At 63.5% G+C, this 26,071-nt stretch carries 33 protein-coding genes; 19 read left to right on the top strand and 14 right to left on the bottom strand.

The window, feature by feature from the left end; all coding sequences use genetic code 11:
• Positions 1-14: 14 nt before the first annotated feature.
• The 7 genes from AC1D1L_RS08110 to AC1D1L_RS08140 all read right to left on the bottom strand — a co-directional run bounded on the left by AC1D1L_RS08110 (position 15) and on the right by AC1D1L_RS08140 (position 6,527).
• Entirely contained in the window at positions 15-932 is a 918-nt protein-coding gene (locus tag AC1D1L_RS08110) for an alpha/beta hydrolase (protein ID WP_477340327.1), read from the bottom strand.
• Between the two features lie 185 nt (positions 933-1,117).
• On the bottom strand, positions 1,118-2,728 hold the full coding sequence (locus tag AC1D1L_RS08115; RefSeq protein ID WP_477340329.1) for an NTP transferase domain-containing protein: 1,611 nt from the start codon (positions 2,726-2,728) through the stop codon (positions 1,118-1,120).
• Entirely contained in the window at positions 2,725-3,429 is a 705-nt protein-coding gene (locus tag AC1D1L_RS08120) for an XdhC family protein (RefSeq protein ID WP_477340331.1), read from the bottom strand. The genes AC1D1L_RS08115 and AC1D1L_RS08120 overlap by 4 nt, the downstream gene beginning before the upstream one ends.
• A gap of 6 nt (positions 3,430-3,435) precedes the next feature.
• Positions 3,436-3,774: an XdhC family protein gene (locus tag AC1D1L_RS08125; RefSeq protein ID WP_023734542.1), complete on the bottom strand. Its 339-nt coding sequence runs from the start codon at positions 3,772-3,774 to the stop codon at positions 3,436-3,438.
• A 44-nt stretch (positions 3,775-3,818) separates the two neighbouring features.
• Positions 3,819-5,069 carry a vWA domain-containing protein gene (locus AC1D1L_RS08130; RefSeq protein WP_477340333.1) on the bottom strand — a complete coding sequence of 417 codons (1,251 nt, stop codon included), beginning with the start codon at positions 5,067-5,069 and terminating at the stop codon, positions 3,819-3,821.
• Positions 5,070-5,073: 4 nt separating this feature from the next.
• Positions 5,074-6,003, bottom strand: a complete 930-nt coding sequence (locus AC1D1L_RS08135; protein ID WP_023711480.1) for an AAA family ATPase — start codon at positions 6,001-6,003, stop codon at positions 5,074-5,076.
• Positions 6,000-6,527 carry a flavin reductase gene (locus AC1D1L_RS08140; protein ID WP_477340334.1) on the bottom strand — a complete coding sequence of 176 codons (528 nt, stop codon included), beginning with the start codon at positions 6,525-6,527 and terminating at the stop codon, positions 6,000-6,002. The genes AC1D1L_RS08135 and AC1D1L_RS08140 overlap by 4 nt, the downstream gene beginning before the upstream one ends.
• Before the next feature lie 180 nt (positions 6,528-6,707).
• Between AC1D1L_RS08140 and AC1D1L_RS08145 the strand changes: the two genes are divergently transcribed.
• Together AC1D1L_RS08145 and AC1D1L_RS08150 are read left to right on the top strand one after the other, a co-directional pair.
• A complete protein-coding gene (locus AC1D1L_RS08145; RefSeq protein WP_477340336.1) occupies positions 6,708-7,778 on the top strand; it encodes a branched-chain amino acid ABC transporter substrate-binding protein in 1,071 nt (356 codons plus the stop codon).
• Positions 7,778-8,797 (top strand): P1 family peptidase, encoded by a 1,020-nt coding sequence (locus tag AC1D1L_RS08150; RefSeq protein ID WP_477340338.1) that lies wholly within the window; start codon positions 7,778-7,780, stop codon positions 8,795-8,797. Before AC1D1L_RS08145 ends, AC1D1L_RS08150 begins: the two co-directional genes overlap by 1 nt.
• A gap of 13 nt (positions 8,798-8,810) precedes the next feature.
• Here the strand turns inward: AC1D1L_RS08150 and AC1D1L_RS08155 are convergent, their stop codons facing one another.
• Positions 8,811-9,065: a DUF2171 domain-containing protein gene (locus AC1D1L_RS08155; protein WP_112561447.1), complete on the bottom strand. Its 255-nt coding sequence runs from the start codon at positions 9,063-9,065 to the stop codon at positions 8,811-8,813.
• Between the two features lie 138 nt (positions 9,066-9,203).
• Here AC1D1L_RS08155 and AC1D1L_RS08160 point away from each other — a divergent pair, with 138 nt between their 5' ends.
• Genes AC1D1L_RS08160 through purB form a run of 3 tightly spaced genes read left to right on the top strand, consistent with a single transcriptional unit; the run spans position 9,204 to position 11,817 of the window.
• Positions 9,204-9,929, top strand: a complete 726-nt coding sequence (locus tag AC1D1L_RS08160; RefSeq protein WP_477340340.1) for a DUF2259 domain-containing protein — start codon at positions 9,204-9,206, stop codon at positions 9,927-9,929.
• Between the two features lie 56 nt (positions 9,930-9,985).
• The gene (locus tag AC1D1L_RS08165; protein WP_477340755.1) at positions 9,986-10,450 is read left to right on the top strand and encodes a hypothetical protein; all 465 of its coding nucleotides are present in this window, start codon (positions 9,986-9,988) and stop codon (positions 10,448-10,450) included.
• Positions 10,451-10,509: 59 nt separating this feature from the next.
• Positions 10,510-11,817, top strand: a complete 1,308-nt coding sequence (gene purB, locus AC1D1L_RS08170; RefSeq protein ID WP_477340341.1) for an adenylosuccinate lyase — start codon at positions 10,510-10,512, stop codon at positions 11,815-11,817.
• A 75-nt stretch (positions 11,818-11,892) separates the two neighbouring features.
• Here the strand turns inward: purB and AC1D1L_RS08175 are convergent, their stop codons facing one another.
• A complete protein-coding gene (locus tag AC1D1L_RS08175; protein WP_477340343.1) occupies positions 11,893-12,705 on the bottom strand; it encodes a VOC family protein in 813 nt (270 codons plus the stop codon).
• Positions 12,706-12,896: 191 nt separating this feature from the next.
• Here AC1D1L_RS08175 and AC1D1L_RS08180 point away from each other — a divergent pair, with 191 nt between their 5' ends.
• Positions 12,897-13,451, top strand: coding sequence for an RBBP9/YdeN family alpha/beta hydrolase (locus tag AC1D1L_RS08180; RefSeq protein ID WP_477340345.1), 555 nt, complete (start codon positions 12,897-12,899; stop codon positions 13,449-13,451).
• A 20-nt stretch (positions 13,452-13,471) separates the two neighbouring features.
• Here AC1D1L_RS08180 and AC1D1L_RS08185 read toward each other — a convergent pair whose 3' ends face one another.
• On the bottom strand, positions 13,472-14,245 hold the full coding sequence (locus tag AC1D1L_RS08185) for an HpcH/HpaI aldolase family protein (protein WP_112561442.1): 774 nt from the start codon (positions 14,243-14,245) through the stop codon (positions 13,472-13,474).
• A gap of 129 nt (positions 14,246-14,374) precedes the next feature.
• Positions 14,375-14,695, bottom strand: coding sequence for a DUF1476 domain-containing protein (locus AC1D1L_RS08190; protein ID WP_352559758.1), 321 nt, complete (start codon positions 14,693-14,695; stop codon positions 14,375-14,377).
• Between the two features lie 47 nt (positions 14,696-14,742).
• Between AC1D1L_RS08190 and AC1D1L_RS08195 the strand changes: the two genes are divergently transcribed.
• From AC1D1L_RS08195 to AC1D1L_RS08225, 7 genes are all read left to right on the top strand, one after another.
• Complete coding sequence (locus tag AC1D1L_RS08195; RefSeq protein ID WP_281401896.1) at positions 14,743-14,865, top strand: hypothetical protein; 123 nt, start codon at positions 14,743-14,745, stop codon at positions 14,863-14,865.
• A gap of 104 nt (positions 14,866-14,969) precedes the next feature.
• A complete protein-coding gene (purC, locus tag AC1D1L_RS08200) occupies positions 14,970-15,764 on the top strand; it encodes a phosphoribosylaminoimidazolesuccinocarboxamide synthase (RefSeq protein ID WP_056594372.1) in 795 nt (264 codons plus the stop codon).
• 29 nt (positions 15,765-15,793) lie between these two features.
• Entirely contained in the window at positions 15,794-16,036 is a 243-nt protein-coding gene (purS, locus tag AC1D1L_RS08205) for a phosphoribosylformylglycinamidine synthase subunit PurS (RefSeq protein WP_477340348.1), read from the top strand.
• A 20-nt stretch (positions 16,037-16,056) separates the two neighbouring features.
• Positions 16,057-16,311, top strand: coding sequence for a hypothetical protein (locus AC1D1L_RS08210; protein WP_477340350.1), 255 nt, complete (start codon positions 16,057-16,059; stop codon positions 16,309-16,311).
• On the top strand, positions 16,308-16,976 hold the full coding sequence (gene purQ, locus AC1D1L_RS08215; protein WP_112561440.1) for a phosphoribosylformylglycinamidine synthase subunit PurQ: 669 nt from the start codon (positions 16,308-16,310) through the stop codon (positions 16,974-16,976). Before AC1D1L_RS08210 ends, purQ begins: the two co-directional genes overlap by 4 nt.
• A gap of 43 nt (positions 16,977-17,019) precedes the next feature.
• Positions 17,020-17,430: a hypothetical protein gene (locus AC1D1L_RS08220; RefSeq protein WP_203279350.1), complete on the top strand. Its 411-nt coding sequence runs from the start codon at positions 17,020-17,022 to the stop codon at positions 17,428-17,430.
• Positions 17,431-17,434: 4 nt separating this feature from the next.
• Complete coding sequence (locus AC1D1L_RS08225; protein WP_477340352.1) at positions 17,435-18,079, top strand: Pr6Pr family membrane protein; 645 nt, start codon at positions 17,435-17,437, stop codon at positions 18,077-18,079.
• 16 nt (positions 18,080-18,095) lie between these two features.
• Here AC1D1L_RS08225 and AC1D1L_RS08230 read toward each other — a convergent pair whose 3' ends face one another.
• Complete coding sequence (locus AC1D1L_RS08230) at positions 18,096-18,341, bottom strand: DUF1127 domain-containing protein (RefSeq protein WP_477340354.1); 246 nt, start codon at positions 18,339-18,341, stop codon at positions 18,096-18,098.
• A 93-nt stretch (positions 18,342-18,434) separates the two neighbouring features.
• On the opposite strand from AC1D1L_RS08230, the gene AC1D1L_RS08235 reads away from it, so the two are divergent.
• Complete coding sequence (locus AC1D1L_RS08235; protein ID WP_477340356.1) at positions 18,435-19,847, top strand: aminotransferase-like domain-containing protein; 1,413 nt, start codon at positions 18,435-18,437, stop codon at positions 19,845-19,847.
• Positions 19,848-19,887: 40 nt separating this feature from the next.
• Here the strand turns inward: AC1D1L_RS08235 and AC1D1L_RS08240 are convergent, their stop codons facing one another.
• Positions 19,888-20,052 carry a hypothetical protein gene (locus AC1D1L_RS08240; RefSeq protein ID WP_185970361.1) on the bottom strand — a complete coding sequence of 55 codons (165 nt, stop codon included), beginning with the start codon at positions 20,050-20,052 and terminating at the stop codon, positions 19,888-19,890.
• Positions 20,053-20,240: 188 nt separating this feature from the next.
• Between AC1D1L_RS08240 and purL the strand changes: the two genes are divergently transcribed.
• The 3 genes from purL to AC1D1L_RS08255 all read left to right on the top strand — a co-directional run bounded on the left by purL (position 20,241) and on the right by AC1D1L_RS08255 (position 23,337).
• Positions 20,241-22,472 (top strand): phosphoribosylformylglycinamidine synthase subunit PurL, encoded by a 2,232-nt coding sequence (gene purL / locus AC1D1L_RS08245; protein WP_477340358.1) that lies wholly within the window; start codon positions 20,241-20,243, stop codon positions 22,470-22,472.
• On the top strand, positions 22,469-22,993 hold the full coding sequence (locus AC1D1L_RS08250; protein WP_477340360.1) for a hypothetical protein: 525 nt from the start codon (positions 22,469-22,471) through the stop codon (positions 22,991-22,993). Before purL ends, AC1D1L_RS08250 begins: the two co-directional genes overlap by 4 nt.
• Positions 22,994-23,103: 110 nt before the next feature.
• Positions 23,104-23,337: a BolA/IbaG family iron-sulfur metabolism protein gene (locus AC1D1L_RS08255; protein ID WP_010909092.1), complete on the top strand. Its 234-nt coding sequence runs from the start codon at positions 23,104-23,106 to the stop codon at positions 23,335-23,337.
• Positions 23,338-23,349: 12 nt separating this feature from the next.
• Here the strand turns inward: AC1D1L_RS08255 and AC1D1L_RS08260 are convergent, their stop codons facing one another.
• Entirely contained in the window at positions 23,350-24,162 is an 813-nt protein-coding gene (locus AC1D1L_RS08260) for a phosphodiester glycosidase family protein (protein WP_477340362.1), read from the bottom strand.
• A 160-nt stretch (positions 24,163-24,322) separates the two neighbouring features.
• On the opposite strand from AC1D1L_RS08260, the gene grxD reads away from it, so the two are divergent.
• On the top strand, positions 24,323-24,658 hold the full coding sequence (gene grxD / locus AC1D1L_RS08265) for a Grx4 family monothiol glutaredoxin (protein ID WP_192253553.1): 336 nt from the start codon (positions 24,323-24,325) through the stop codon (positions 24,656-24,658).
• A gap of 131 nt (positions 24,659-24,789) precedes the next feature.
• Positions 24,790-26,058 carry a multidrug effflux MFS transporter gene (locus AC1D1L_RS08270; protein WP_477340365.1) on the top strand — a complete coding sequence of 423 codons (1,269 nt, stop codon included), beginning with the start codon at positions 24,790-24,792 and terminating at the stop codon, positions 26,056-26,058.
• Positions 26,059-26,071: the final 13 nt, after the last annotated feature.

Genomic DNA, 26,071 nt, shown 5'->3' on the forward strand with positions numbered 1-26,071 from the left:
CGATTGCCATCGGCTCAGGGCGATTTCGACAGCATCCAGTTCAGCGTTTCGCGCCAGTCGACCATGCGGATCGGCGTGCCGTGGGTGCCCGTTTCAAAACGGACGAAGTGTGTCGGATAAGGATAGGCTTTCGAGTTCGCGATGATGGAGCGGAAGAAGGCTTCCTGCTTCTCCACGGGAAAGACCGGGTCCTTGCTGCCCTGGCCGAAAAAGACCGGTACATGGCGCCTGTAGGCCGGGCTCGACAGGAAACTTTCATCCCATAGCGAGCCGAGCAGCAGCAGCCCGTTTATGCGCCGTCCCGTATCGTTGCGGCCGGCCAGCTTCCAGCACAGCGCGCCGCCCATCGAGCCGCAGGCGACGAAGATTTTTGCGTCCGGGGAGGCCTCGGCATAATGGGCGATCAGTGCGGCGACCTGGGCTGCGCCTTTGTCGCCGAAATCCGTGAAATCCGGTGACAGATAGAGGCCGCCATTGCCGGCCATCAGGTTCTTGATGCGGTTGAAATTGCCGCCGAAGGTGAAGTCGTCGACGCCCTGCTTGCGGCTGCCGCCCTGCCCGTGCAGGTAGAGCACGATGATGCCGGCGCCCTCGGTCTTGCCGACGGCGACATGCCTGACATCGCCGGCATCGGTCTTCAGCATCAAATCCTGCTGCACCTTGCGCACGCCGGTGTCGGTATACTGCGCGTGCACGCGCTTTTCCGGCACCTCGTCGCGGGCATTGATGTCACGCATCTCGCGGTAGTCGATGACCGTGTAGGCGCCCTTGTCCGTCGACGAGAGCGTCGCCGGATAGGCGAAGAGGTCGTCCTTGTAGGGTTTTAATTCGAGGGCATCGGCGCGGGCGGCGGAAAACAGGAAAAATAGGGAAATTAGAAAGGCGTGGAGCGAGGCCACCCCCCTCTGGCCTGCCGGCCATCTCCCCCTCAAGGGGGGAGATTGGATATGCGTTCGGCTTTCGCCAATTTTCGAAGTTGCGAGGTGGACGCCGCCGTCGAAACTGCTGATCTCCCCCCTTGAGGGGGAGATGGCCGGCAGGCCAGAGGGGGGTAGATGCGCAGACATAGACGAACCGGGAGCCATGCCCAAGCCATGCGTTTTTCAGCTTCGGTTTGTCAATCCTGCAGCACGCCGCCTGCGTCTTCCAGCGCCTCGCGGGTGTCGACATCGATCGATGCGCCGTCACCAATCTCGACGTCGATGACATCAAGCCCTTCGGCTTCGACCAGATGGCGGGCGCCGGTGTCGCCTTCGAGATGGGCGATGGCTGGAAACAGCGCGCGCGGCAACAGCACCGGATTGCCGCGGCGGCCGTCATGCGCGGCGCGCACCACCGAATGGCCGCCGTCCCTACGGAAGGCCTCGATCAGCCTGTCGAGATCGGCCGAGGAGATGCCCGGCATGTCGCCGAGGACGATCATCGCACCGGCGGCATCGGCTCCAACCCGGGCGATGCCGGCTTTGAGCGACGAGGAGAGGCCGTCGGCGAAATCCGGATTGTCGGCGAAGATCACGTCCAGGCCAGCCAGGGCCTGGCGCACCCGCTCGCGCTGATGGCCGGTGACGACAATGGTGCTGGATGCCTTCGAACCAAGCGCGCGTTCGGCGGTGCGGCGCACCAGCGGCTTGCCGTCGAACAGCGCCAGAAGCTTGTTGGACCCGCCCATGCGGCTGGAACGGCCGGCGGCCAGAAGCACGATCTCGACCTTCAACCCGGCTCTCGCCGGCAGCGGCTCGCGCGGCTGCGGCCGGGTCGGGATCTCCATCAGAAGCCCGCCGACACCCATGCCGGCGATATCCCTGGCGGTCACGTCGAGCCCGGCGATGAGCCGGTCGAGCACCCAGTCGAAGCCGTTCTCCTTGGGGCTGCGGGCACAGCCCGGCGCGCCGATGACGCGCTTGCCATCGAGCGTGCCGAGCACCAGCAGATTGCCGGGATCGACCGGCATGCCGGCGCGGATGACCGTGCCGCCAGCCTTCTCGATCGCCGCCGGAACGACATCGCTGAAATCGCTCATCGCCGAGGCGCCGAAGATCACCACCATGTCGTTGTCGCGCGCCAATGCGGTCGCGGCCTCGGCGACGGGCGCAATCTCGTGCGGCGTGCGGCGCTCGGCGGTCAGTCGGGCGCCGGAGCCCGCCAGCCGCGCCTCGGTGACGCGCAGCGTCTTGTCGAGCACGCTGGCCTTGATGCCCGGCAGCACCGTCTGGATGACGCCGATGCGCACCGGCTGGTAGGCATTGACGGCGAAGATCTCGCCGCCGGCGCAGATTTTTACCACCGCATCGACCAGGGCCGAGGCAACGGCGAACGGGATGATCTTGACCGTCGCCACCATCTGGCCCTTCCCGACCGGCGCATGCTGCGCCAGCGTGGCGATGGTAATGGTCGGGTCGACCGCATTGATGGCGTCGATCATTGTGGCATCGACGGTGAAGACGCCGGCCGCCTTGGCATGGAGGTTCACTCGGCCGGTTGCAGCCGGTTTCGCCTCGATGTTGCGGTGGGCCATGCTTGCGGCGATCTTCTCGGCCGCCGCATCCTCGCTGAGATCATCGGCTGCAAGCACCGCCGCGACGATCTCGGCAATGCCGGCTGCTTTCAGCGCCGAGACGTCCTCGGCGCTCAGCCTGTGCGCCTTGCGGAAACGTCGCTCGCCGGCCGTGGTGGCATGCGCGAGCACCGCGCCTTCGGCCTGGTCGATCGGAACCGGCCCGAATTTCACGCCGCAGCGCCTTTCGCTTCGAGACCGCGTGAGCGAAAGGCGTGGATGGTCTGCGCCAGCACGGCAACAGCAATTTCAGCCGGGCTGGCGGCACCGATATCGAGGCCGATCGGCGCGTGAATGCGGCCGATCTGGTCGGCGCTGGCGCCCAGCGCCAGCAGGCGCTCGACGCGCTTGGCGTGGGTTTTGCGGCTGCCGAGCGCGCCGATATAGAAGCAATTGGCATCGAGTGCCGCCTTCAGCGCGAAATCGTCGATCTTCGGATCATGGGTAACGGCGGCGAGCGCCGTGTAGCTGTCGAGCGGTTGGCGCTTCAGCACATCCTCAGGCCATTCGGCATACAGCGCGACATCGGGAAATCGGTCCGGCGTGGCAAAGGCGGTACGCGGATCGACGATTTCGAGGGGATAGCCGGCGATCTTTGCCATGGGCGCCAGCGCCTGGCTGATATGGACGGCGCCGATCACCACCAGGCGCGGTTGCGGCAGATGCGCGTTGAGAAAGAAGGTCCGTCCCTCTGCCTCGATCGAGCCCGAACTGCCCGACCGAAACGCCCTGGCGATCGCTTGCCCGAGTTCGCCGGCGACGGAATCGCCCTCGCGCACGATGCGGTCGCGGCCGTCGCCGAGATCGGTGACCAGGATCGCGGCGCGGCGGGCGCGGCGTTCTGCATTCAGTGTTTTGAGGGCGTAGGGATCCATCAGCGGTCAGCCCAGTCTTTCCACATAGACCTTGATGCGGCCGCCGCAGGACAGGCCGACCTGCCATGCCGTTTCGTCGGCAACGCCGAACTCCAGCATCTTGGCCTTGCCGGAATCGATGACGTCGATCGCCTCGCTCACCACGGCACCCTCGACGCAGCCGCCGGAGACCGAGCCGTGGAAATTGCCTTCGGCATCGATGACCAGATGGCTGCCGACAGGCCTCGGCGCCGAACCCCAGGTCTCGACCACGGTGGCAATGGCGACATCTTTGCCATCCTTCATCCAGCCTTCCGCGATGATCAGCGGGTCGCGGGCCTCATCGAGATAGATGCTGTTGTCCATGATCGCTTCTCTCAGAGTCTGTTTTTGCAGAAGTAAACATATGGCTATGCTGCGCGCCTGATGCCAGCTTCCAGCCAGCGGCGCGGATCGACCGAAGCAGCCGATTTCTTGTCCAGCGAGGCGCAGAGGTCGGCCAGCGCATCGAGATTGTGCACCGAGCGGAACTCATCGACATGCGGCAGCATCGCCTTGACGCCCCGGGCGCGCGCCTCGAAGCCGTCGAAGCGCAGCAAGGGGTTCAGCCAGATCAGCCGCCGGCAGGATTTGTGCAGTCGCTCCATCTCTTCCGACAGGCCGGTGACATCGTCGCGCTCCAGCCCGTCGGTGATCAAAAGCACCACCGCGCCCTGCCCCAGCACACGGCGCGACCACTGCTTGTTGAACTCGGCCAGCGTGTCGCCGATGCGGGTGCCGCCGGACCAGTCCTTGACCGCCGCCGAGCAGTCGGCAAGGGCGGCATCGGGGTCGCGATGGCGCATCTGCCGGGTCAGATTGGTAAGCCGCGTGCCGAAGACGAAGGTGTGCACGCGCCGGCGCTTGTCGGTCAGCGCATGCAGGAAATGCAGGAAGATGCGCGTGTACTGGCTCATCGACCCGGAAATATCGGCGAGCACGACCAGCGGCGGATGCACCTCACGGGCCGAGCGGAATTTCGGCAGGATCAAGTCGCCACCGGTGCGCGCGGCCGACCGCATCATGGCGCGCGGATCGATGCGGCGGCCATGCGGGTCGGCCTTGAACCGCCGCGTCCGCACCATGTCGAAGGGCAGTCGCAGCTGGGCGATAGCCTTCTTGGCTTCGGCCATCTCGGCGGCGTTCATCTGGGCAAAGTCCTTAGCTCGCAGCACCTCGTTGCCGGAGAAGGTGAAGCGCGCGTCGACTTCGAACTCAGGGATTTCCTTGACCGGCTGGTTCTTATGATGGCCTTCGAACATCGCCTGGCTGACGCGGTTCTCGGCCGCGCGGGGTTTTTGCTTCTCCCTGGTGTCGGGCGCCACCGGCGAAAACATCGCCAGCAGCTTTTCGATCAGTTCGCGCGATTTCCAGAACAGCCGGAAGGCTTCGTCGAAGACAGGATGATCCTCGTGCCTGGACACCAGCACGGCATGCAGCGTCCAGTAGAAATCGTCGCGAGAGCCGATGCCGGCGGCGAGCACCGCCTCGATCGCATCCTTGACCGAGGCCGGCCCGACGCGCATGCCTGATTTGCGCAAGGTGCGGGCGAAATAGACGATGTTGTCGGCTATGCGCCCGTCTTCCGTCGCCTCTCTGGGGTCGGGATGCGGCGCCTTCACTATCCTACTCCGCCGCCGCAAGCTCGGCCTTGACCTCGTCGAGGATGCGTCGGCCCTCGCCCGCGCCGATGCGGGCAATGTCGTCCTGGTATTTCAGCAAAACGCCGATTGTGTCGGATACGGTCTCGGGGTCGAGCGCCACCTTGTCGAGTTCGGTCAGCGCGCCGGCCCAGTCGATGGTTTCGGCAACACCCGGCGCCTTGAACAGCTCGACCTGGCGCAACTTCTGGATGAACGACACCACTTCGGCTGAAAGCCGGCTGTTGGCTTGCGGCACCTTGCGGCGCACGATCTCCAGCTCGCGCTCGGCGTTGGGATAGTCGACCCAATGATAGAGGCAGCGCCGCTTCAGCGCGTCATGGATTTCGCGGGTGCGGTTGGTGGTGATAATGACGATCGGCGGCTCTTCCGCCTTGATGGTGCCGAGCTCGGGCACCGTCACCTGGAAGTCGGACAGGATCTCGAGCAGGAACGCCTCGAAAGCCTCGTCGGTGCGGTCGAGCTCGTCGATCAGGAACACCGGGGCAGCACCGGCCTTGCCGGTCAGCGCATCGAGCACCGGGCGGCGGATCAGGTATTTTTCGGAGAAGACATTGCGCTCCATGTCGGAGCGGTCGACCGAGCCTGCCGCCTCCTCCATACGAATCTCGATCATCTGCGCGGCGTAGTTCCACTCGTAGACGGCGGAGGAGACGTCGAGGCCTTCATAGCATTGCAGGCGGATCAGCCGGCGGCCGAGCGCCTGCGCCAGCACCTTGGCGATCTCGGTCTTGCCGACGCCGGCCTCACCTTCGAGGAACAGCGGCCGCTGCATGCGCAGCGAAAGGAACAGGACCGTTGCCAGCGAGCGGTCCGCGACATAGTCCGCGCCGGTCAGGAGATCGAGCGTTTCGTCGATCGTCCGCGGCGCGGGGCGCGGTTTCAGCTCGGTCATTCTTTCTCCGTTGACGCCTCTGCTCCGCTTTCCAACACGTGGTAGTCGCGGGCGTGGTAGATCAGCGGCCGCAAATTATCGCCCATGCGCAGGCCTGTCACCTTGCCAAAAAGCACACGATGGGTGGCCAGATCCTTGGTGTCGATCAATTCGCAGTCGAACACGGCGAGAGCGCCCTTCAGGGCCGGGGCGCCGGTCGATATGATGTCCCACTCGCCGAGCGCAAAACGCTCACCGGACGACAGGCCGGTCAGGCCCGAAAACGCCACCGATAGCGGCTGCTGGTGCGAAGCCAGGGTGTTCAGCGCAAACCGGCCGTTTTGCACGAACAGCTCGTTCTTGGCATTCTCGCGGTTGAGGCAGACGAGAACCGTCGGCGGCGTGTCCGACACCGAACAGGCGGCGATCACCGTCGTGCCGCGTTTGCCGGCGGCACCGTCGGTGGTCACCACATGGACGTGGCCGGCAAAATGCGCCATCGCGTCGCGATAGGCCTGCGGCCCTATGTCGTTCAACTTCAGCACCGATGATTTTCCATAAGCGGGAATCCAAGCGTTATATATGGCGGCACACAATAGGCCACAAGCGAAGTGCTTGACGCCAATCCGCAAATTCGCGTGTTGCGCCTGGGGCGGGCAGCCTTTAGGTCTTGGCGCAAGAGACGCTGGAAGCATGCGACCGGCACGGAGGAATTCTTCGTCAGAATGCGACCCCTAACAGCTGTAATAGCGGCACTGCTCTGGCTGTTGCCGGCAGCCGCCGGCGCTCAGACACTGCTGGTCGGCGTCGCCGCGCCCCTGTCCGGTCCGTCGGCGATCCTCGGCAAGCAGATAGAGGCTGGCGCTGGCCTGGCAGCTGAAGCCAATGGCGTAGAGATCAAGACGGTTGATGATGCCTGCACCGCCGATGGCGGCGCTGCCGCCGCCAGGGAGTTTGCCGCGGCGAAGGTCAACATCGTCGTCGGCTTCCTCTGCACCGAGGCAATCCAGGCGGCGCTGCCGATCCTGAAGGACGCCCACATACCGGTGATCACTGTCGGCGTGCGTACCGAAAGCCTGACCGATCGCCGCGCCAAGACCGGCTGGCCGGTCTATCGGCTGGGGCCGCGCGGCGATGATGAGCGCAATGCGGTGGCCACCATCCTCACCCGTCTCTGGCAGAGCGAACTGTTCGCCATCGTCGATGACGGCACCATCTACGGCCGCGAGATCGCCGAGACATTGCGGGCAGCCGCCGAACAGGCGGCGCTGAAGCCGGTCTTCACCGACACGTTCCGGCCGCAACTCGACAACCAGATCGGGCTGATCGGTCGGCTGAAGAAGGCGGGCGCGACGCATGTCTTTGCCGGCGGCGACGGCGACGACATCGCGATTATGGGCCGTGACGCCAGCCAGCTCGAGGCCGGCATCACCTTTGCCGGCGGCGAGAACTTGCGCACGCCACCCAGTGACGTGCCTTACGCCGTCGGCACACTGATGATCGCGCCGCCGGAATGGGCCGATGTCGCCGATCCCAAGGTGCTGGCGGCATTTGCGGCCAAAAACATCACGCCGGACGGCTACACATTGCCGGCCTATGCCGCGGTGGAAATAGCCAAGGCGGCCTCTGCGGCAGCCGAGACCTCTGGCAAGCCGCTGGCCGACGCGCTCACCGCGCATGATTTCACCACAGCGATCGGCCCACTGCGGTTCGACGACAAAGGCGATCTGACCCAAAACCTCTATCGCGCCTTCCGCTTCGACGGGACGCGTTTCGTGCCGGCGGAGACGAACTGATGTTCCGCACCGGGCCGCGCAATTTGATCACCGATGTCGCCGGCCTGCGCGTCGGCAACGCCGGCGATGCCAGGCTGAAATCCGGGGTGACGGCGGTGCTGTGCGACGAACCGGCGGTCGGTGGGGTGCAGATCCTGGGCGGCGCGCCGGGCACGCGTGAAACCGACCTGCTCGAACCGCACAATTCCATCGAAGCGGTTCATGCCGTGGTGCTTTCGGGTGGCTCGGCCTTCGGCCTCGACGCCGCCTCGGGCGTGCAGGCGGCGTTGCGCGAAAAGGGCATCGGCGTCGATGTCGGCGGTTTTCGCGTGCCGATCGTGCCGGCGGCGATCCTGTTCGACCTGCGCAATGGCGGCGACAAGGATTGGGGCCGTTATCCGCCCTACCGTGACCTCGGCTACGAAGCCGCCCAGACGGCAACAATCGACTTTCAGCTCGGCACAATCGGCGCCGGCACCGGCGCGCTGAGTTCCGGGCTGAAGGGCGGCCTCGGCTCGGCCTCGACCGTGCTCGACAACGGCGTCACCATCGGCGCGCTCGCCGCCGCCAACCCGACCGGCTCGGTGACCATCGCCCGAACGCGCCATTTCTGGGCAGCACCGTTCGAAATCGGCGACGAGTTCGGCGGGCTTGGCTATCCCTCGCCCATGCCCGACGACGCCAGGCGGATCCTTTTGAAATATCGCGACAAGCGTGTGGGTGGGACGGGCGAGGCCGGCGGCAACACCACCATCGCCGTCATCGCCACCGACGCCGTGCTGACCAAAGCGGCGGCCAAGCGGCTGGCCATTTCGGCGCATGACGGCTTCGTGCGCGCCATCTGGCCGGTGCACACGCCGGCCGACGGCGACCTGGTGTTCGCGCTGGCGACGGGCAAGAGTGGCATCGAGCTTGGCGCCGACGATGCGGTCGACTTCTTTGCCGCCGCCGGTGCCACCATGGCGCGCGCCATCAGCCGCGGCATCCATGCCGCGACGCCGGCCGATGGCGATCTGTTTCCGGTGTGGTCGTCGCGCTAGGCGCGTAATCCGATCAGGTCGGGTCGGATTTTTCTTCCTCGAAGCTGACCGCGACGTCCGAATTCGCCGACAGCCAGACTTTTTTGCCATCGACCTCGGCCAGCAGACTCAAGGGAATGTAGTGGTGATGGCCTTTGTGCCCACCCATGCCGCTGTCGGCCTTGGTCAGCTTGATCCGGTCGCCCTCGACCTTGTCGACGGTGCCGAGATGAACGCCGTCGGCGCCGACCACTTCCATATGTTCGCGAATCTTGCTGGCCTCGGTCATGGGGAGTTCTCCTTTTGAAAGCGATCGACGATAACAAACAGAGGCGCAATTGGATGCATCGCCTTTTGCATAGCACGATGTTTTGACTGTCTCATGATAGGGAACGATCGAACCATGGCGGCCGGAGCGGGAACCCCGATGCGAAATCTTGTCCTGATTGGCGTTTGCCTGCTGGTGCAGCTGGCATCCGGCATCGCCGCCCGGGCGGGCGATGTCGCCGAGCTCGAGATCCTCGGCTTTACTAGAGACGGCGGTGTCTTCGCCTTCGAGGAATACGGCGTCGCGGACGGATCGGGCTTTCCCTATGCCAACCGCTACTACATCGACACCGCCGACGACACATTCCTGAAAGGCACGCCGATCCGGGTCCGGCTGGAGGACGAGACCGCCTCGCTCGACACGGCCCGTCTGCAGGCAAGGCAGAACGGCGAAGTCATTATTGCCCAGGCAGAACTTGCCGCGAACCGCGGCATCACCGCCGGCTTCAACCCGGTGACCGAATTGTCGGCCGACCCGTTCCGCATGGTGGTCAACCCGCGGCCGATCTTCTCGCCGGTCGACCCGCCGCTCGAATTCCGGCTCGACGAGATCGGCATGAACAATACGGCGGGCTGTGAGAGCCAGGGCGAGATCGATGGTTTTCGGTTGCTGCGCATCGAAGCCCGGGATGGCGGCCAGACGCATCTTCTGCATGAGGACAAATCAATCCCGAAAAGCCGCGGTTGCCCGAACGGCTACCGGATCGGCGCGGTTCAGATATTCTCCATGGACAGCATCAGCGCCTATGCAGTGCTGATCGCAGTGCGCCAATACGGCTTCGAAGGACCGGATTTCCGCTGGATCGCCGTGACCGGCCGCCTGTGACATCGCTCGATCAACCCGGCTGGCGCCAGCGCGCCGGCAACCGTGTCCGCCGCGCCGTGCCGTCGACGGTCGCGGCTCTTCTCGGTGCCTTGCTGTGGGCGATGGCCATGGGCGCCAGCGCGCTGGCCGGCCTTTGGCTCGACAATTGGGAGACGCCGGAAAAGATCCGCTTCGTCGTCCTGCTCTATGCCATGGGCGCAGCACTTGCCTTCCCCTTCGGCCTGTTTGCGGCGCGGCTGCTCTCGCTCGGCCGGCCGTCGGAAGTGGCGTTTGCCGCTGGCTTCATCTGCCTGCTTGCCACGACACTCGCCTTCACTGGCGGGCTGTTTGCCCTGCAATACCGCTCCTACTACGCCGAATGGCACGCCGAGGCTTTCACCGTCCTCTGGGCGTTCGAACTGGTGTTCACCTCGCTGACGGCGCTCTATCAGTTCGTGGTGCTGGGCGTGCGGCTCTATTTTCCACTCGGATTCATCGCGCTTGCCGTCGCCAGCGTGTGGTTTGCGCACCAGCAGCGTTGAGCATTTGGTCCGCCTCTGTTAGGAGGCGGACTTAACCACCGACATATCAGGACTGACGGATGATCCCTCGCTATTCCCGGCCGGAAATGGTCGCCATCTGGTCGCCGGAAACCCGCTTCCGCATCTGGTTCGAAATCGAGGCCCATGCCTGCGATGCGCTGGCCGAGCTTGGCGTCATCCCCAGGGAAGCTGCCAAGACCATCTGGGAAAAGGGCAATGCGGCCAAATTCGATGTCGGCAAGATCGACGAGATCGAGGCCGTCACCAAGCATGACGTCATCGCCTTCCTGACCCATCTCGCCGAATTCGTCGGGCCGGATGCGCGTTTCATCCACCAAGGCATGACCTCGTCGGATGTTCTCGACACCTGCCTTGCGGTGCAGCTCAGCCGCGCCAGCGACATATTGCTCGCCGATCTGGATGGCCTGCTCGCCGCGCTGAAGCGCCGCGCCTTCGAGCACAAGGACACCGTCACCATCGGCCGCAGCCACGGCATCCATGCCGAGCCGACCACCTTCGGCATCAAGCTGGCGCAAGCCTATGCCGAGTTCTCGCGCTGCCGCGAGCGGCTGGTGCACGCGCGGGAGGATATCGCGACCTGCGCCATATCGGGCGCGATCGGCACCTTTGCCAACATCGACCCCTATGTCGAAGAGCATGTGGCTAAAAAGCTGGGGCTGAAGCCGGAACCGGTGTCGACGCAGGTCATCCCGCGCGACCGCCACGCCATGTTCTTCGCCACGCTTGGCGTCATCGCCTCGTCGGTCGAGCGGCTGGCGACCGAGATCCGCCATCTGCAGCGCACCGAGGTGCTGGAAGCGGAAGAGTATTTTTCGCCGGGTCAAAAAGGCTCGTCGGCCATGCCGCACAAGCGCAACCCGGTGCTGACCGAAAACCTTACCGGCCTTGCCCGCATGGTTCGCTCCATGGCGCTGCCGGCGATGGAGAATGTGGCGCTCTGGCACGAGCGTGATATCTCGCACTCGTCGGTCGAGCGCATGATCGGACCGGACGCCACCGTGACGCTGGATTTCGCGCTGTCGCGGCTGACCGGCGTCGTCGACAAATTGCTGGTCTATCCCGACAACATGCTGAAGAACATGAACAAGTTCCGCGGCCTGGTGCATTCGCAGCGCGTGCTTTTGGCGCTGACGCAGGCCGGCGTATCACGCGAGGACGCCTACCGTCTGGTACAGCGCAACGCCATGAAGGTGTGGGAACAAGGCGCTGATTTCCTTGAGGAACTGTTGGCCGACAAGGAGGTCACCGCAGCGCTGCCCGAAGTCGAGATCCGCGAGAAATTCGACCTTGGCTATCACACCAAACATGTCGACACGATCTTCAAGCGGGTTTTTGGGGAAGCTTAGCTTCCTTCTCCCCGTCACTATACGGGGAGAAAGACGATTTCGCCGCCGCTTTCGCCAACCGCCAACGTTGTCTAATCACGCCTTGCCGGGAACCGTCCTGATCACCGTGCCCCACGGATCCTCGCGGCTCGTTTCCTTGGTCACATTGTCCGACCGCATCTCGACCCAGGCAAGGCCGGTGCGAGACAGGTCGCGGCGGCCGGCACCGGCGCTGTGCCACGAATTACCACCAATGTGATGGTGGTAGCCGCCGGACGACAGGAACACCGCCTGGCCGCCATATTTGGCCACCGTGTCGAAGCCGAACTCCTGGTGCCACCAGGCTTCGGCGTCTTCAGGCCGGCCGACACGCAGATGGACGTGGCCAACAATGCTGTTTTGCGGCGCGCCCTGCCAGCCGGCGTCTCCGGCCGGCACGCTGGCAGCCACGGCTGCCAGGTTCAGCCGCTCGGTCGCCATGGCGATCTTGTCGCCGTTCCACTTCCACTCCTCCGGCAGGCGGTCTCTATAGATTTCAATGCCGTTGCCTTCAGGGTCAGTCAGGTACAGCGCCTCGCTGACCAGATGGTCGGAGGCGCCCTCGATGCGGATCTTGTTGGCGGCAGCATGGTTGATCCAGCGGCCGAGATCGGCGCGGCTAGGCAGCAGGAAAGCGGTGTGGAACAGGCCGGCGCTGCGCGGATCGTCCGGCTTGGCCGCCGCGTCAGGCTCGATGACCAGCAACGGGCGCTCCGCGGCGCCCAGCGTGATCGCGCCGTCGGCGCGGCTCAATTCCTGCAGGCCGACAACGGCACGGTAATAGGCCGCGAGGCTCTCGGCATCGCGCGCCTTCAGGCCAACGCGTGACACACTGACGGGGGTAGTCGCGGCAAAGGGCAGTTCGCTCATAAAACTCTCCATTCGGCGCACTGTCCGAGGCGCCCAGCAATTCTGTCGATGGTCCCAATCTGACATCTCAGATCGTCTATCCCGGTCGTTCACACAAGACGGAAAGAATCGAACAGGTTGTTCACAATTGTGATGACATTGCGTGCATCAGCATGGTTGCACGAGACAGAGCTGCTCGCTATCTCAGCGGCATGAAAGTCAAAGACGCAGATATCTTGATCGTGCCGGGCTACACCAATTCAGGCCCGGAACACTGGCAGACACGCTGGCAGTCCAAACTGTCGACGGCGCGCCGAGTCGAGCAGGCCGAATGGTCGAAGCCGGTGCGCGAGGACTGGACAGCGAGCGTGGCGAACGCCGTCAACGTAGCGGAGCGGCCGGTGGTGATCGTTGCCCATTCGCTGGGCGTGGCAGCCGCGGTGCAGGCCATACCGCAATTCAGGAAGCCGGTCGCAGGCGCGTTTTTTGTCGCGCCTCCCGATGTCGCCAATCCGGAGATAAGGCCGAGGCACCTGATGACCTTCGGCCCCTATTCGCGCGAGCCGCTGCCATTCCCGTCCATCGTGATCGCCAGCCGCAACGATCCGTTCTGCGCCTTCGAGGTTGCCGAGGACATTGCCGGCGCCTGGGGCTCGCTGTTCATCGATGCCGGCGAAACCGGTCACCTCAATGAGGACGCCGGCTTCGGCCCGTGGCCCGAGGGATCGATGACCTTTGCCAAGTTCCTGACCGACCTCAAGGCCTGACCGGGGGGAGGCGTCGCGCCTTAGCCCTTGATCGAATCGTTCATGCTCTTGATCAGGGTTTTTGCGCCGAGTGAAATCAGCGCGTGGTCCGAGCCCATCGCCAGCAGCCGGTAGCCCATTGCCACGACGCGGCCGGCTATCGCCGGCTCGACGACGTAGATGGCGGCATGCTTGCCAGCCTTGCGTGTCCGCTCGGCGATGGAGGCGACGGTTTCCATCATGCTTTCCAGCGTCGAGTTGATGGTGGCGCCGTTCGACCAGGCGATCGAGAAATCCGATGGACCGAGGAAGATGCCGTCAATGCCGGGCGTATCGAGAATGCCGTCCAGCGCATCGAGCGCGGCGCGCGTTTCGACCATGGCGAAGGCCATGGTGCGCTGATTGGTATCGCGCAGCCACTCGGCATGGTCGCCCTTGCCGTGGCGCGGAAAGGCATAGGTCGGACCCCAGGAGCGTTCGCCGAGCGGCGGGTATTTCATCGCGGCGGCGAACAGCTTTGCATCGGCCACCGAGTTGACCATCGGCGCAATCACCGCCTCGGCGCCGAAGTCGAGCGCGCGGCTAGCCATGTCGAAGCGGCCAACCGGAATGCGCACCAGCGCCGGCTTGTTGGCGGCGAGCACCGGCACCAGGCCGCGCAAGACCGAGTCTTCGTGGTGTCCGCCATGCTGCATGTCGAGTGTGACGGCGTCAAAACCCTGCTTGGCGATGATTTCGACCGTCAAAGCGTCCGGAACCCCGGACCAGGCGGTGAACAGCGTTTCATCCGCCGCCAGGCGTGATTTTAGGGACATCGGCGCTTTTCCTTGTTGGCACGGGCCCTTCAGCAGGCCTGCGCGCAGTTTCAGCCGGAAAAGGCTGAAAAGGCAAAGAAAAACCGCCCGGCTGGGCCGGGCGGTCGATTGGTCCAGAAGTGGCTGGAATCAGGTGTTCTTGATCTGCTCGATCGCCTCCGCCATCAATTCGTCCATGGTGCGGCGGATCTGATGGTCGGACTGGTCGACGCCGGCGGCGTCGAAATCCTTGCGGATCTTGCGGAACACGTCGTGATCGCCGGCTTCCTCGATGTCGGAAACAACCACTTCCTTGGCATAGGCGTCAGCGTCAGCGCCGGACTTGCCCAGCTTTTCGGCGGCCCACAGGCCAAGCGCCTTGTTGCGGCGTGCGGAGGCCTTGAAGCGAAGTTCTTCGTCGAAGGCGAATTTGCGCTCAAAACCCTCTTCGCGGTCTTTCATGCTGCTCATGGCTTCCCTCCGGTGAAATCGATTCGCGTTGGCGGTGGATATGTGTGTTGCCGCAGCACAAACCAAAAGGGCGCGGGTCGGTCAATATGCTACATCACTTGCTGCGCTGCGGCATTTCATTCCTGAAAGCGGCCAACGAGAAGGATTTGCCGATTGAGCAAACGCTGTGATTGGGATAGACCCGGCATTGACCCACCCGTCGCCGCACTAATTGAGGCAGACGGACAGGAACTGGTCGCTCGCCGCCTGCCCGCAAATCCAGAGAAAAAATCAGATGAAAAATCGCCGCCGCATTTATGAAGGCAAGGCCAAGATCCTCTATGAGGGACCAGAACCCGGCACGCTGATCCAGTTCTTCAAGGATGATGCCACTGCGTTCAACAAGAAGAAACACGAGGTCATCGACGGCAAGGGTGTGCTCAACAACCGCATTTCCGAGTACATTTTCAATCATCTGAACCGCATGGGCATTCCGACCCATTTCATCCGCCGGCTCAACATGCGCGAGCAGTTGATCAAGGAAGTCGAGATCATTCCGCTCGAAGTGGTGGTGCGCAATGTCGCCGCCGGTTCGCTGTCCAAGCGCCTCGGCATCGAGGAAGGCACCGTTCTGCCGCGCTCGATCATCGAATTCTATTACAAGGCCGATGCACTCGACGACCCGATGGTGTCGGAAGAGCATATTACCGCTTTCGGCTGGGCTTCCCCGCAGGAGATCGACGACGTCATGGCGCTGGCCATTCGCGTCAACGACTTCCTCTCCGGCCTGTTCATGGGTGTCGGCATCCAGCTCGTCGACTTCAAGATCGAATGCGGCCGCCTGTTCGAAGGCGACATGATGCGCATCGTCGTTGCCGACGAGATTTCGCCGGATTCGTGCCGGCTGTGGGACGTGGCGACGCAGGACAAACTCGACAAGGACCGTTTCCGCCGCGATATGGGTGGCCTCGTCGAAGCCTATCAGGAAGTCGCCCGCCGCCTCGGCATCATGAACGAGAACGAGCCGCCGCGCCCGACCGGCCCGGTGCTCGTCGCCTCGACCGAAGGCATCAAAGGCAAGCCGCACTAAACCCATACTCGAACAGGAACCTGTCCAGCATGATCAAGGCCCGCATCACCGTCACCCTCAAGAACGGCGTGCTCGACCCCCAGGGAAAAGCCATAGAGCACGCCCTGTCCGGCCTGGGTTTCGGCGGCGTCGGCCAGGTGCGGCAAGGCAAGGTGTTCGACCTCGAGCTTGCCGAGACCGACAAGGCCAAGGCCGAGGCAGATCTGAAAGCCATGTGCGACAAGCTGCTGGCGAACACGGTGATTGAGAACTATAATGTGACGCTTACCTGAGGTTGTATCCGGGGGCTCGGATGCCTGAAGTCACGAATGAGCTGATGTACGAACTCCTCAAGAAAATCCATTCAAGGATGGATCGGCTTGAGAATGGTCTAGGCGAAGTTAAGCAAGAGATTGTTGCGATCCGGCTGCAGGCTTTGAGCACGCAAACGGATGTCGGCAACATCTACGCGATAGCCGGTCGCATCGATCAACGTCTTGAACGGATTGAGCAGCGCCTCGATTTGCGAGAGCTAGCCGAAAATCAGAGGCCTTACGAACCGAAATGAAATCAGCTGTCGTTCTTCTCCCCGGCCTCAACCGTGACCGCGACATGATCGCCGCATTGACCAAGATTTCGGGACAGGCGCCGGCCACCGTTTGGCAGACCGACACTGAAATCCCCGATGTCGACCTGATCGCCATCCCCGGCGGCTTCTCCTTTGGCGACTACCTGCGCTGCGGCGCCATTGCCGCGCGCATGCCGGTGATGCGGGCGGTGGCGGAAAAGGCGGCAAAGGGCGTCATGGTCATTGGCGTCTGCAACGGGTTCCAGATCCTGGTCGAGGCCGGCCTGCTGCCCGGTGCGCTGATGCGCAATGCGTCGCTGAAATTCGTCTGCCGGCAGGTGAAGCTCGAAATCGCGAACGCCAACACCATGTTCACCCGCCGCTACCAGCCGGGCCAGATCATCCGCACGCCGGTGGCGCATCATGACGGCAACTATTTTGCCGATGCCGACACGCTTGCCCGCCTCGAAGGCGAAGGACAGGTGGTGTTTCGCTATGCCGAGGGCACCAATCCCAATGGCTCGATCAATGACATTGCCGGTATCATCAGCGAAAAAGGCAATGTGCTCGGCCTGATGCCGCATCCGGAGAACCTGATCGAGGCCGCGCATGGCGGAAGCGATGGCCGCGCGCTATTCGAAGGCGCGCTCGGCATCGCCGCCTGATATCCTTTTTGAAATTCCTTTCAAAGCGCGGGGGCGGCTGACCATGAGACTGACGATTGCCCGGATGGCTCTCCTGACCGCCGCCGGCTTGGCGTTGGCGTCCTGCCAGTCCAGCCCGAAGAGCGCGCCGGCGCCTGCGGGCAAGAGCGCTTCGCTGCTGGCCATGGAACAGGTGGCGATATCAGCCCACAAATGCTGGATCGCCAGCAAGGATCCCGCCTTCAAGTCGTACCAGATGGCCAATGAGCTGAATTCGTTCAGCGGCACGCCACGCTTCCTGCTGGTTCCTGCCAAGCATTATGGCGGCAAGCCCTTGCTAGTCGTCCAGGCGCAAGGCAATTCCAGCCGCATCGACGTGTTCGGTCCGCTGATGGACGATCCGCTCGGCGCTCGCATCGGCTCCGACATTGCGCGCTGGCAGACGGGCAATCCCTCGTGTAACGCGGCCGCCTGACGCCATGGGCCGCTTCCTGCAGATTGCGGGATTGGTCATTGGTCTGGCCGGGCTTGTCCTGCAAGCCTGCATCACCATCCCGGCGTCGATGGAAGCCGGCCGCAGCTTTCTCGGCTCCATCGTCTTCCTGTTCAGCTTCTTCACCATCCTGACCAACATCGGTGCGGTGCTGGTCCACACCTCGCTGCTGTCACCCAGCGGCTATGCCTGGCTGCCCGCCTTTGCCGGACCGCGGATGCGCGCAGGCGTCGCGGTTTCCATCGCACTTGTCTTCATCGTCTATGCCACGGTTCTGGCACAGCTCTGGCAGCCGCAGGGCCTGTTTCTATTCTGCGACGTGCTGCTGCACTATGTGACGCCGGTGCTGTTCGTGCTGTGGTGGCTGTTGGCGGGTGCCGACGGCAGGACACGCTGGAGCGACATCTCCTGGTGGATGACCTATCCGATCGCCTATCTCGCCTACGCGCTGGCGCGGGCGCCGATCGCGGGCGAAGTGCCCTACCCGTTCCTGGACGTTGCGAAAAACGGTGTGACCAGCGTCGCGCTTGCAGCGCTGGTCGTCACCGGGGTTTTTCTGGTGCTGTGCATCCTCGCCGTGCTTGCCGACAAGGGCGTCTCACGCCTCAGGGCACCGGGCGTCCGTCGCTGACTGGAACGGTCCCGGGTCAGTCCCAGAAGCGCCGGATCCCTTCGCGGTAGGCATCGGAACGCGACACACCGATATCTTTAAGCTGCTCGTCGGTCATTTCCAGCAGGGCCAAGCGGCCGCGACGGCGCTCGATCAGCGCGTCGATCTGCTGCGCCAGCGACCTGACCACCTGCACGATGCGGCCGACAAAGCCTCGCCGGCCCGACGGGCGCGGCTCGACCAGTTCAATGCCCGCGCAGCGGATTGTCTCTGATGTATCCATTGTCTTTCTGCCAAGGTTGCAAATTGTACCCGTTTCGGTACGGCGCTGATATGTATTGACTCCTAATTCGGTGCAATATACAAAATTGTCACCATGACAAATTGGCTTCCTGACCTCACCACCGGTTCCGGCCCGCTCTATCAGCGCCTTGCCGACAGCATTGAGTCGGATATCGACAAGGGCATCATCGACGCCGGAGCAAAATTGCCGCCGCAGCGCGATCTCGCCTATGACATCGGCACCACGGTCGGCACGATCGGCCGGGCCTATCAGTTGCTGCGCGAGCGAGGGCTGGTGAGCGGCGAGGTCGGACGCGGAACCTATGTTCTGGCCCAGCAATCGGAAGCGGCGAGCCCCGAATTCGCCGAGCCCGCCGTGCAAGGCACGCGCTATGTCGATGCGCCGCCCGGCAAATTGCGCTTCGACAGCACGGCCGCGCCCGACATCGGCCAGGGCGCTATTGTTGCCGACATGCTATTACGCACGGTGCAGGATCACCCGCATGAGATTTCCAGCTACACCAGGGATTTTCCGGAGCGCTGGTTCGAGGCCGGCGCCCGCTGGCTATCGCGCAATTCGTTCCGCCCGGCGGCCGAGACCATCGTTCCCACGCTCGGCACCCATGCCGCTGTCATGGCGGCGATCGCGGCGCTGACCACGCCTGGCGACTATGTCGCCTTCGAGCACCTGACCTATTCGCAGATCGCCCGCAGCGCCGGGCTGATCGGGCGGCGCATTGCACTGGTGGCATCGGACGAGGAAGGTCTCGATCCCGAGGATTTTGAGCGCGTCTGCGCGCAAAAGCACCCGAAAATGATCTTCCTGATGCCGACGGTGCAGAACCCGACGCTGGCGATCCTGTCGGTTTCGCGTCGCGAGGCGATCGCGCGCGTCGCGCGCGAGTACAATGTCATCCTCATCGAGGACGATCTCTATGGCGGTCTGACCGAGGACCCGACGCCGCTCATCGCTGAATATGCGCCCGAGCGCACCATCGTTGCCGGTGGCCTGTCGAAATCGGTTGCCGCCGGCGTCCGCGGCGGCTGGCTCTCCTGCCCGCCCGCCTATCGCCATCGCATCCGCGTCGCTCACAAGATGATGACCGGCGGCATGCCGTTCCTGCTGGCGGAGGTCAATGCGCGGCTGGTTCTGTCCGGGCAGGCTGGCGATATCCGCAAGCGCAGCATCGCCGAAATTGCCGCCCGCATCGCCATCGTGCGCGAAATATTGGCCGGCTTCGCGTTCAAGTCACACGACAGCGTGCCCTTCGTGTGGCTCACGCTGCCCGACCCCTGGTTGTCCGGCACCTTCCGGAGTGCCTGCCTCGAAAATGGCGTGCTCCTCGACGACGAGGACGAGTTCAAGGCGGGGCGTTCCGACCAGGTTTTCCATGGCGTGCGTTTCGGCGTCTCGCAGCCAAGGCGGCGCGAGGAGATTGCCGGCGGTGTCGAAGTGATCCGTCGACTGCTGGAGGAAGGCCGCGCCGGCTACGACAGGTCTTCCTGACCCGTTGAGGCTTAACTGATGCTCGCGACCCTGGCCTCGGTCAGCCCTCTGCCTTGAAGTTTTTGGCTTCCTTCGCGCCCTTTTCCTTGCCGTGCTTCTCGGCCAGGTCCTTGGCTTGTTGCGGCGAAACGTCGGTGATCTCGGCAAGATGCATAGCTTCCTTGTCCGAGAGGCGATTGTCTTTCTTGCCTTGCTTGGTGGCCATATCCAGATCTCCTGATTGATTGGAGACCTAACGGCCGGAATGCCATAGCGTTCCCCGACGGGCTCCGCTGCCCCCTCGCCTTGTAGCTTTCCGGCGTTTTTCGTCAGCGGATGGGGTGTATCACGCCAAAGCTTGCGATAAGAGGGGACTCAGCAATCCCCCTCTCCCATGGATACCAATCGCTGCCCATGACCATTTCCAATTCCGTGCCGATTACTCCGGAACTCATTGCCGCGCACGGGCTGAAGCCCGACGAATACCAGCGCATCCTCGATCTGGTCGGGCGCGAGCCGAGCTTTACCGAACTCGGCATCTTCTCGGCGATGTGGAACGAACACTGCTCCTATAAATCCTCGAAGAAATGGCTGCGAACGCTGCCCACCACCGGGCCGCAGGTCATCCAGGGTCCGGGCGAGAACGCCGGCGTAGTCGATATCGGCGACGGCGACTGCGTCGTCTTCAAGATGGAGAGCCATAACCACCCCTCCTACATCGAGCCCTATCAAGGTGCGGCGACCGGGGTCGGCGGCATTCTGCGCGACGTCTTCACCATGGGCGCGCGGCCGATCGCGGCGATGAACGCACTGCGCTTCGGCGCGCCGGACCATCCCAAGACGCGACATCTGGTCTCCGGCGTGGTTTCCGGGGTCGGCGGTTACGGCAATGCCTTCGGCGTCCCGACGGTTGGCGGCGAGGTCAATTTCGACGCTCGCTACAACGGCAACATCCTCGTCAACGCCTTTGCCGCCGGCCTGGCCAAGACCGATGCGATCTTCCTGTCGGAAGCCAAGGGCGTCGGTCTGCCGGTCGTCTATCTCGGCGCCAAGACCGGCCGCGACGGCGTTGGCGGCGCCACCATGGCGTCGGCCGAATTCGACGACAAGATCGACGAGAAGCGCCCGACCGTGCAGGTCGGCGATCCCTTCACCGAAAAATGCCTGCTCGAGGCCTGCCTGGAGCTGATGGCATCGGGTGCAGTCATTGCCATCCAGGACATGGGTGCGGCCGGCCTCACCTGCTCGGCGGTCGAGATGGGCGCCAAGGGCGACCTCGGCATCGAACTTCAGCTCGACCAGGTGCCGGTGCGCGAAGAGCGCATGAGCGCCTATGAGATGATGCTCTCGGAAAGCCAGGAGCGCATGCTGATGGTGCTGCGCCCCGAGAAGGAAAAGGAAGCCGAGGCGATCTTCCACAAATGGGGCCTCGACTTCGCCATCGTCGGCAGGACCACAGACGATCTGCGTTTCCGCGTCATCCACCAGGGCGACGAGGTCGCCAATCTGCCGATCAAGGACCTTGGCGACAAGGCGCCGGAATATGACCGCCCCTGGGTCGAGCCGAAGAAGCCGGCGGCATTGGCGGCCGGCGATGCACCAAAGGCCGATGTCGCCGACGCGCTGCTGAAGCTGCTCGGCGGGCCGGACCTGTCTTCGCGCCGCTGGGTGTGGGAGCAGTATGACACGCTGATCCAGGGCAATTCGCTGCAACTGCCCGGCGGCGACGCCGGCGTGGTACGCGTCGAGGGCCATGCGACCAAGGCGCTCGCCTTCTCTTCCGACGTGACGCCGCGCTACTGCGAGGCCGATCCCTATGAGGGCGGCAAGCAGGCGGTGGCCGAATGCTGGCGCAATCTGACCGCCACCGGCGCGCTGCCCTTGGCGGCCACCGACAACCTCAATTTCGGCAATCCGGAGCGGCCCGAGATCATGGGTCAGCTGGTCGGCGCGGTGAAAGGCATTGGCGATGCCTGCCGCGCGCTCGGCTTCCCGATCGTGTCGGGCAATGTCTCGCTCTACAACGAGACCAACGGCCAGGGAATCCTGCCGACACCGACCATCGGCGGCGTCGGGCTGATCGCCGACTGGTCGAAGATGACGCGCATAGGCTTTGCCGCCGAGGGCCAGATGATCCTGCTGGTCGGCGCGCCGGCGACATGGGGCAGCCATCTCGGCCAGTCCGCCTATTTCAGAGACATTCATGGCCGTACCGACGGCCCACCGCCGCCGGTCGACCTCGCGCATGAGAAGCGCGTCGGCGACCATGTGCGCGCCCTGATCGCGTCGGGCGTGGTGACTGCCGCGCATGACCTTTCCGATGGCGGCCTTGCCGTGGCGCTGGCCGAAATGGCGATGGCATCCGGCATCGGCGCTACAATTCCCGGCCTTGCGGGCACCGATCCGATCCCGGTCTGGTTCGGAGAGGACCAGGGCCGCTACCTCCTGACGCTGTCGGTCGATCCGCAGAGCAAGGAATGGGACGCCATCCGCGAGGAGCAGAGCAAGCTCGGCATTTTTGCGCCATGGATCGGCTCGACCGGCGGGCGCGAGCTGAAACTCGGCGATGCCAGGGCGATCCCGGTCAGCGAATTGACCGCCGCCCATGAAGGCTGGTTTCCGCGCTTCATGGACAAGGCCAGTTGAGCAGACTGGCTGCCCGGACGCTGATCGCTGTCGTCTTCTGGCCGTCGCTGTTCTTCTTCTGGTTCCTCGGCCCGTTCGTCTTTTTTCTGCTGTCGACGACCTCAAGCGAGGTCTGTCCGCTGCTGGAAAGGCGCGAGCAGTTCCTTGAGGCGGCCAACGGCGCGCTTCCGATGCTGGTCCTGCAGAACCTCCTTTATGCGGTTCCGATCATCTGCCTGGTGCTTTGGATCCGGCTTTTGCCGGAGCCGGCGCGAGCAAGGCATGTCATCACCTGCATCAAGCTTTTTGTTGCTGCCGCGATCATAGGGGCGCTGTGGGAATATGGCTCGTCGCTGGTTTGCGACGGCTACGGCCAGGCGTTTTTCTCCCCGCTCTGGCAGATGACCAGCTATCTCCCTATCGTCAACCTAGTGATCAACATTCCGCTCTATGTGCTGGTCTTCAGCCTTGGCCGGGGGTTCTCGACCCGCGATGACATTACCGAGGATGGTGTGGTCCACCCGCGGCAGGATGGGCCTTAGACACTGCGTCACCGACAGAACGGCTTCAACCCGAACCAGAAAGGCTTTAGGCTTGCCCCCGAGTCACCTCGTAGAAGCTGCCTAGCCGCCGCCCAGAACAGGATTTTGCCATGGCAATGGATGCCCACGACATCGAAAAACTGATCAAGGACGGCATTCCGGACGCCAAGGTGACGATCCGCGACCTCGCCGGCGACGGCGATCACTATGCGGCCGAGGTGGTGGCCGAGAGCTTCCGGGGAAAGAGTCGCGTCCAGCAGCACCAGATGGTCTATGACGCGCTGAAGGGCAATATGGGCGGCGTGCTGCACGCGCTGGCACTGCAGACCAGCGTGCCGGACTGAAGCCAGGCTCGCCTACTGCGTCAGCGGCTGCCTGGCCGAAACGGCAATGATCGGCCCTGCCGGGTATTTTCCGCCGACGATCATTCTCTTTCTATCCGACAATGCCGAGACCGCGCCGTCGAGGAACAACGCGTTGCGGCAGCCAAGCGCGTCGCGGAACAACCGGGCGAAGCTGCCGAAACTCACCTCCGAACGTGAGATCGCCAGCACGACGGTGTATTCATCGCGCACGCCGACGCCGTTCCTGATGTGGCGCGAGGTGCCGTTCGGCTCGAAGCGCGGGTGAATCTGACCGTCGATCACCAGCATCGGGCCCGACTGCGTGGCGAAGGCGACATCGGGTTTCGCCGCGACATAGGCGCTGCTTTCCATGACCGCGGCCTTGCCGTCCTTGCCAACCAGAAAGACGCCGTTCGGCTTCAGGAAGAAATTGCCTTCGCCGTCGGCACTGTTGAGCGGCGACTTTTCGTTGCCGTTCTCGACCAAGAGGCCGACCGGCGACAAATCCTCATGATACATGCCGCCATTCATGGCGAGCAGTACCGGCCTGCCCTCGCCGGCCGTTGCTCTGCCGAAGGCGTCCAGCGAGCCGAAGGGCTTGCCGTCGGCACCGGCATGGAAAACTCCGATGCTGTCGGCTCGAAGATCGATCTCGCAGACGACATAGGTCACTGCCTCGAAAGCGACATTCCGACAGGGTGCGGGCAATTCGCCGCCGACAACCAGCGGTGGCGGCGGCTCCGGGCGTCTCGGCCACCAGATAATGGCTGTCGCCGCCACCAGGATTGCGATCAGAAGGGCGGCGCCATGTCGTTTTTTCATCATCTTCCGAAGGCTGCAATCGGGCGGGATGCTTGGCCCAAGACAGGCGATCCTTTGCGCCATTTCCGCGGCAGCGGCGCAAACATCTTGTTTCGGCCCATCTATGGGTTTATTTGATGGCTATGCTTCGAGCCTGACTCCCACAGGCGTGAAAGGATATTCCATGAGCGGCATCAACGACTACATCGACAGCGAAGTGAAGGGCAATGACGTCGTCCTTTTCATGAAGGGCACGCCCGGTTTTCCGCAGTGTGGCTTTTCCGGCCAGGTGGTGCAGATCCTCGATTACATCGGCGCCGACTATAAGGGCGTCGACGTGCTGACCTCGGCCGAACTTCGCCAAGGCATCAAGGAATACTCGAACTGGCCGACGATCCCGCAGCTCTACGTCAAGGGCGAATTCGTCGGTGGTTGCGATATCATCCGCGAAATGTTCCAGGCGGGCGAACTGCAGACGTTCCTCGTCGAAAAGGGCATCAGCGTCAAAGCTCCCGCCTGATTCTGGGGCGCCTGATTCTGGTTTGAGACCGGGGCAGCCCGCCCCGGCAAAATGTTACCTCCCCTTTCGGGTGAGGACGAATCGATGCGCCGGCATGCCGGCGCATATTCGTTTTGAAGATCGGACTCGCCGTGGACCAGCAGTCACAAGCGCCGCAACAGGCAAGCAACTTGCCTATTCCGCGCTGGGAATTCATCGCGCTGTGCGCGGCGCTGATGGCGCTGAACTCGCTGGCCATCGACATCATGCTGCCGGCGCTGCAACAAATCGGCGCCACGCTTGGCGTCGAAAATGAAAACCACCGCCAATATGTGATCACCGCCTACATCTTGGGCTTCGGCGGCGGACAGCTTTTCTTCGGGCCGATCTCGGACCGGTTCGGGCGCCGCGCGCCGCTGGTCGTCGGGCTGGCGATCTACGTCGTGGCGGCGGCGGCTGCCGCCATCGCCCCCTCATTCGCCATCCTGCTGCTGTGCCGGCTTGTGCAAGGCATCGGTGCTGCGGCCACGCGCGTCATCGCCGTCTCGATCGTGCGCGACACGTTCGACGGCCGGCGCATGGCCGAGGTAATGTCGCTGATCTTCATGGTGTTCATGGCCATCCCGGTGATTGCTCCGGGGATCGGCCAGTTCATCATGCTGTTTGCAAGCTGGCACTGGATCTTCGTCACCATGGCGGTCGGAGCGCTGGTCGTGTCGGCCTGGTCGCTGCTGCGGCTGCCGGAAACGCTGCACCCGGAATATCGCCGGCCGTTGACAGTCTCATCCGTCCTCGGCGGTTTCCGCATCGTGCTCACCAACCGCATTGCGCTTTGCTACGCCTTCGCCAGCACCTTCATTTTCGCCGCCATGTTCGGCTTCATTGCCTCGGCGCAGCAGATCTATGTCGACATTTTTCATGTCGGCGAGATGTTTCCGGTCATCTTCGCCGGCGTCGCCGGCGTTCTTGCTTTTTCGAATTACCTCAACTCGCGCCTGGTCGGCCGCATCGGCATGCGCCGCCTGTCACAGAGCGCGCTGCTGCTGTTCCTGGTGATCAGCCTTGCCTGGCTCACCGTTTCGCTTGAAATGAAGATGCCGCTCTGGCTGTTCATCACCTTCTTCGCCGGCGCGATGATCCCGTTCGGCGCGCTCGGCGCCAATTTCAACGCGCTCGCCATGGAGCCGCTCGGCCAACTGGCCGGCACGGCGTCGTCGATCCTGGGATTCATGCAGACGTTTCTCGGCGGCATTCTCGGCACGCTGATCGGCCAGGCCTTCAACGGCACGGTGACGCCGCTTGCCGCCGGATTCTGCAGCGTCTCGGTCGCGGCGCTGCTGATGATCCTGATCGCCGAGCGCGGCAAGATGTTCCAGCCGCACAACCCGCCCATTTCAGGGCACGTCACCGACCTGCATTGATTTTGGTCTGGAG

It is taken from the genome of Mesorhizobium sp. P2_D6, from assembly GCF_056404315.1.

Coding starts and splice junctions, on each gene's coding strand:
- purB (WP_477340341.1), top strand. CDS start 10,510: ATGATCCCTCGCTATTCCCGGCCGGAAATGGTCGCCATCTGGTCGCCG.
- AC1D1L_RS08255 (WP_010909092.1), top strand. CDS start 23,104: ATGGCAATGGATGCCCACGACATCGAAAAACTGATCAAGGACGGCATT.
- AC1D1L_RS08150 (WP_477340338.1), top strand. CDS start 7,778: ATGTTCCGCACCGGGCCGCGCAATTTGATCACCGATGTCGCCGGCCTG.
- AC1D1L_RS08180 (WP_477340345.1), top strand. CDS start 12,897: ATGAAAGTCAAAGACGCAGATATCTTGATCGTGCCGGGCTACACCAAT.
- AC1D1L_RS08220 (WP_203279350.1), top strand. CDS start 17,020: ATGAGACTGACGATTGCCCGGATGGCTCTCCTGACCGCCGCCGGCTTG.
- AC1D1L_RS08125 (WP_023734542.1), bottom strand. CDS start 3,774: ATGGACAACAGCATCTATCTCGATGAGGCCCGCGACCCGCTGATCATC.
- AC1D1L_RS08210 (WP_477340350.1), top strand. CDS start 16,057: ATGCCTGAAGTCACGAATGAGCTGATGTACGAACTCCTCAAGAAAATC.
- AC1D1L_RS08190 (WP_352559758.1), bottom strand. CDS start 14,695: ATGAGCAGCATGAAAGACCGCGAAGAGGGTTTTGAGCGCAAATTCGCC.
- AC1D1L_RS08260 (WP_477340362.1), bottom strand. CDS start 24,162: ATGATGAAAAAACGACATGGCGCCGCCCTTCTGATCGCAATCCTGGTG.
- purC (WP_056594372.1), top strand. CDS start 14,970: ATGAAAAATCGCCGCCGCATTTATGAAGGCAAGGCCAAGATCCTCTAT.
- AC1D1L_RS08235 (WP_477340356.1), top strand. CDS start 18,435: ATGACAAATTGGCTTCCTGACCTCACCACCGGTTCCGGCCCGCTCTAT.
- grxD (WP_192253553.1), top strand. CDS start 24,323: ATGAGCGGCATCAACGACTACATCGACAGCGAAGTGAAGGGCAATGAC.
- AC1D1L_RS08160 (WP_477340340.1), top strand. CDS start 9,204: ATGCGAAATCTTGTCCTGATTGGCGTTTGCCTGCTGGTGCAGCTGGCA.
- purQ (WP_112561440.1), top strand. CDS start 16,308: ATGAAATCAGCTGTCGTTCTTCTCCCCGGCCTCAACCGTGACCGCGAC.
- purL (WP_477340358.1), top strand. CDS start 20,241: ATGACCATTTCCAATTCCGTGCCGATTACTCCGGAACTCATTGCCGCG.
- AC1D1L_RS08175 (WP_477340343.1), bottom strand. CDS start 12,705: ATGAGCGAACTGCCCTTTGCCGCGACTACCCCCGTCAGTGTGTCACGC.
- purS (WP_477340348.1), top strand. CDS start 15,794: ATGATCAAGGCCCGCATCACCGTCACCCTCAAGAACGGCGTGCTCGAC.
- AC1D1L_RS08135 (WP_023711480.1), bottom strand. CDS start 6,003: ATGACCGAGCTGAAACCGCGCCCCGCGCCGCGGACGATCGACGAAACG.
- AC1D1L_RS08120 (WP_477340331.1), bottom strand. CDS start 3,429: ATGGATCCCTACGCCCTCAAAACACTGAATGCAGAACGCCGCGCCCGC.
- AC1D1L_RS08240 (WP_185970361.1), bottom strand. CDS start 20,052: ATGGCCACCAAGCAAGGCAAGAAAGACAATCGCCTCTCGGACAAGGAA.
- AC1D1L_RS08230 (WP_477340354.1), bottom strand. CDS start 18,341: ATGGATACATCAGAGACAATCCGCTGCGCGGGCATTGAACTGGTCGAG.
- AC1D1L_RS08155 (WP_112561447.1), bottom strand. CDS start 9,065: ATGACCGAGGCCAGCAAGATTCGCGAACATATGGAAGTGGTCGGCGCC.
- AC1D1L_RS08185 (WP_112561442.1), bottom strand. CDS start 14,245: ATGTCCCTAAAATCACGCCTGGCGGCGGATGAAACGCTGTTCACCGCC.
- AC1D1L_RS08225 (WP_477340352.1), top strand. CDS start 17,435: ATGGGCCGCTTCCTGCAGATTGCGGGATTGGTCATTGGTCTGGCCGGG.
- AC1D1L_RS08145 (WP_477340336.1), top strand. CDS start 6,708: ATGCGACCCCTAACAGCTGTAATAGCGGCACTGCTCTGGCTGTTGCCG.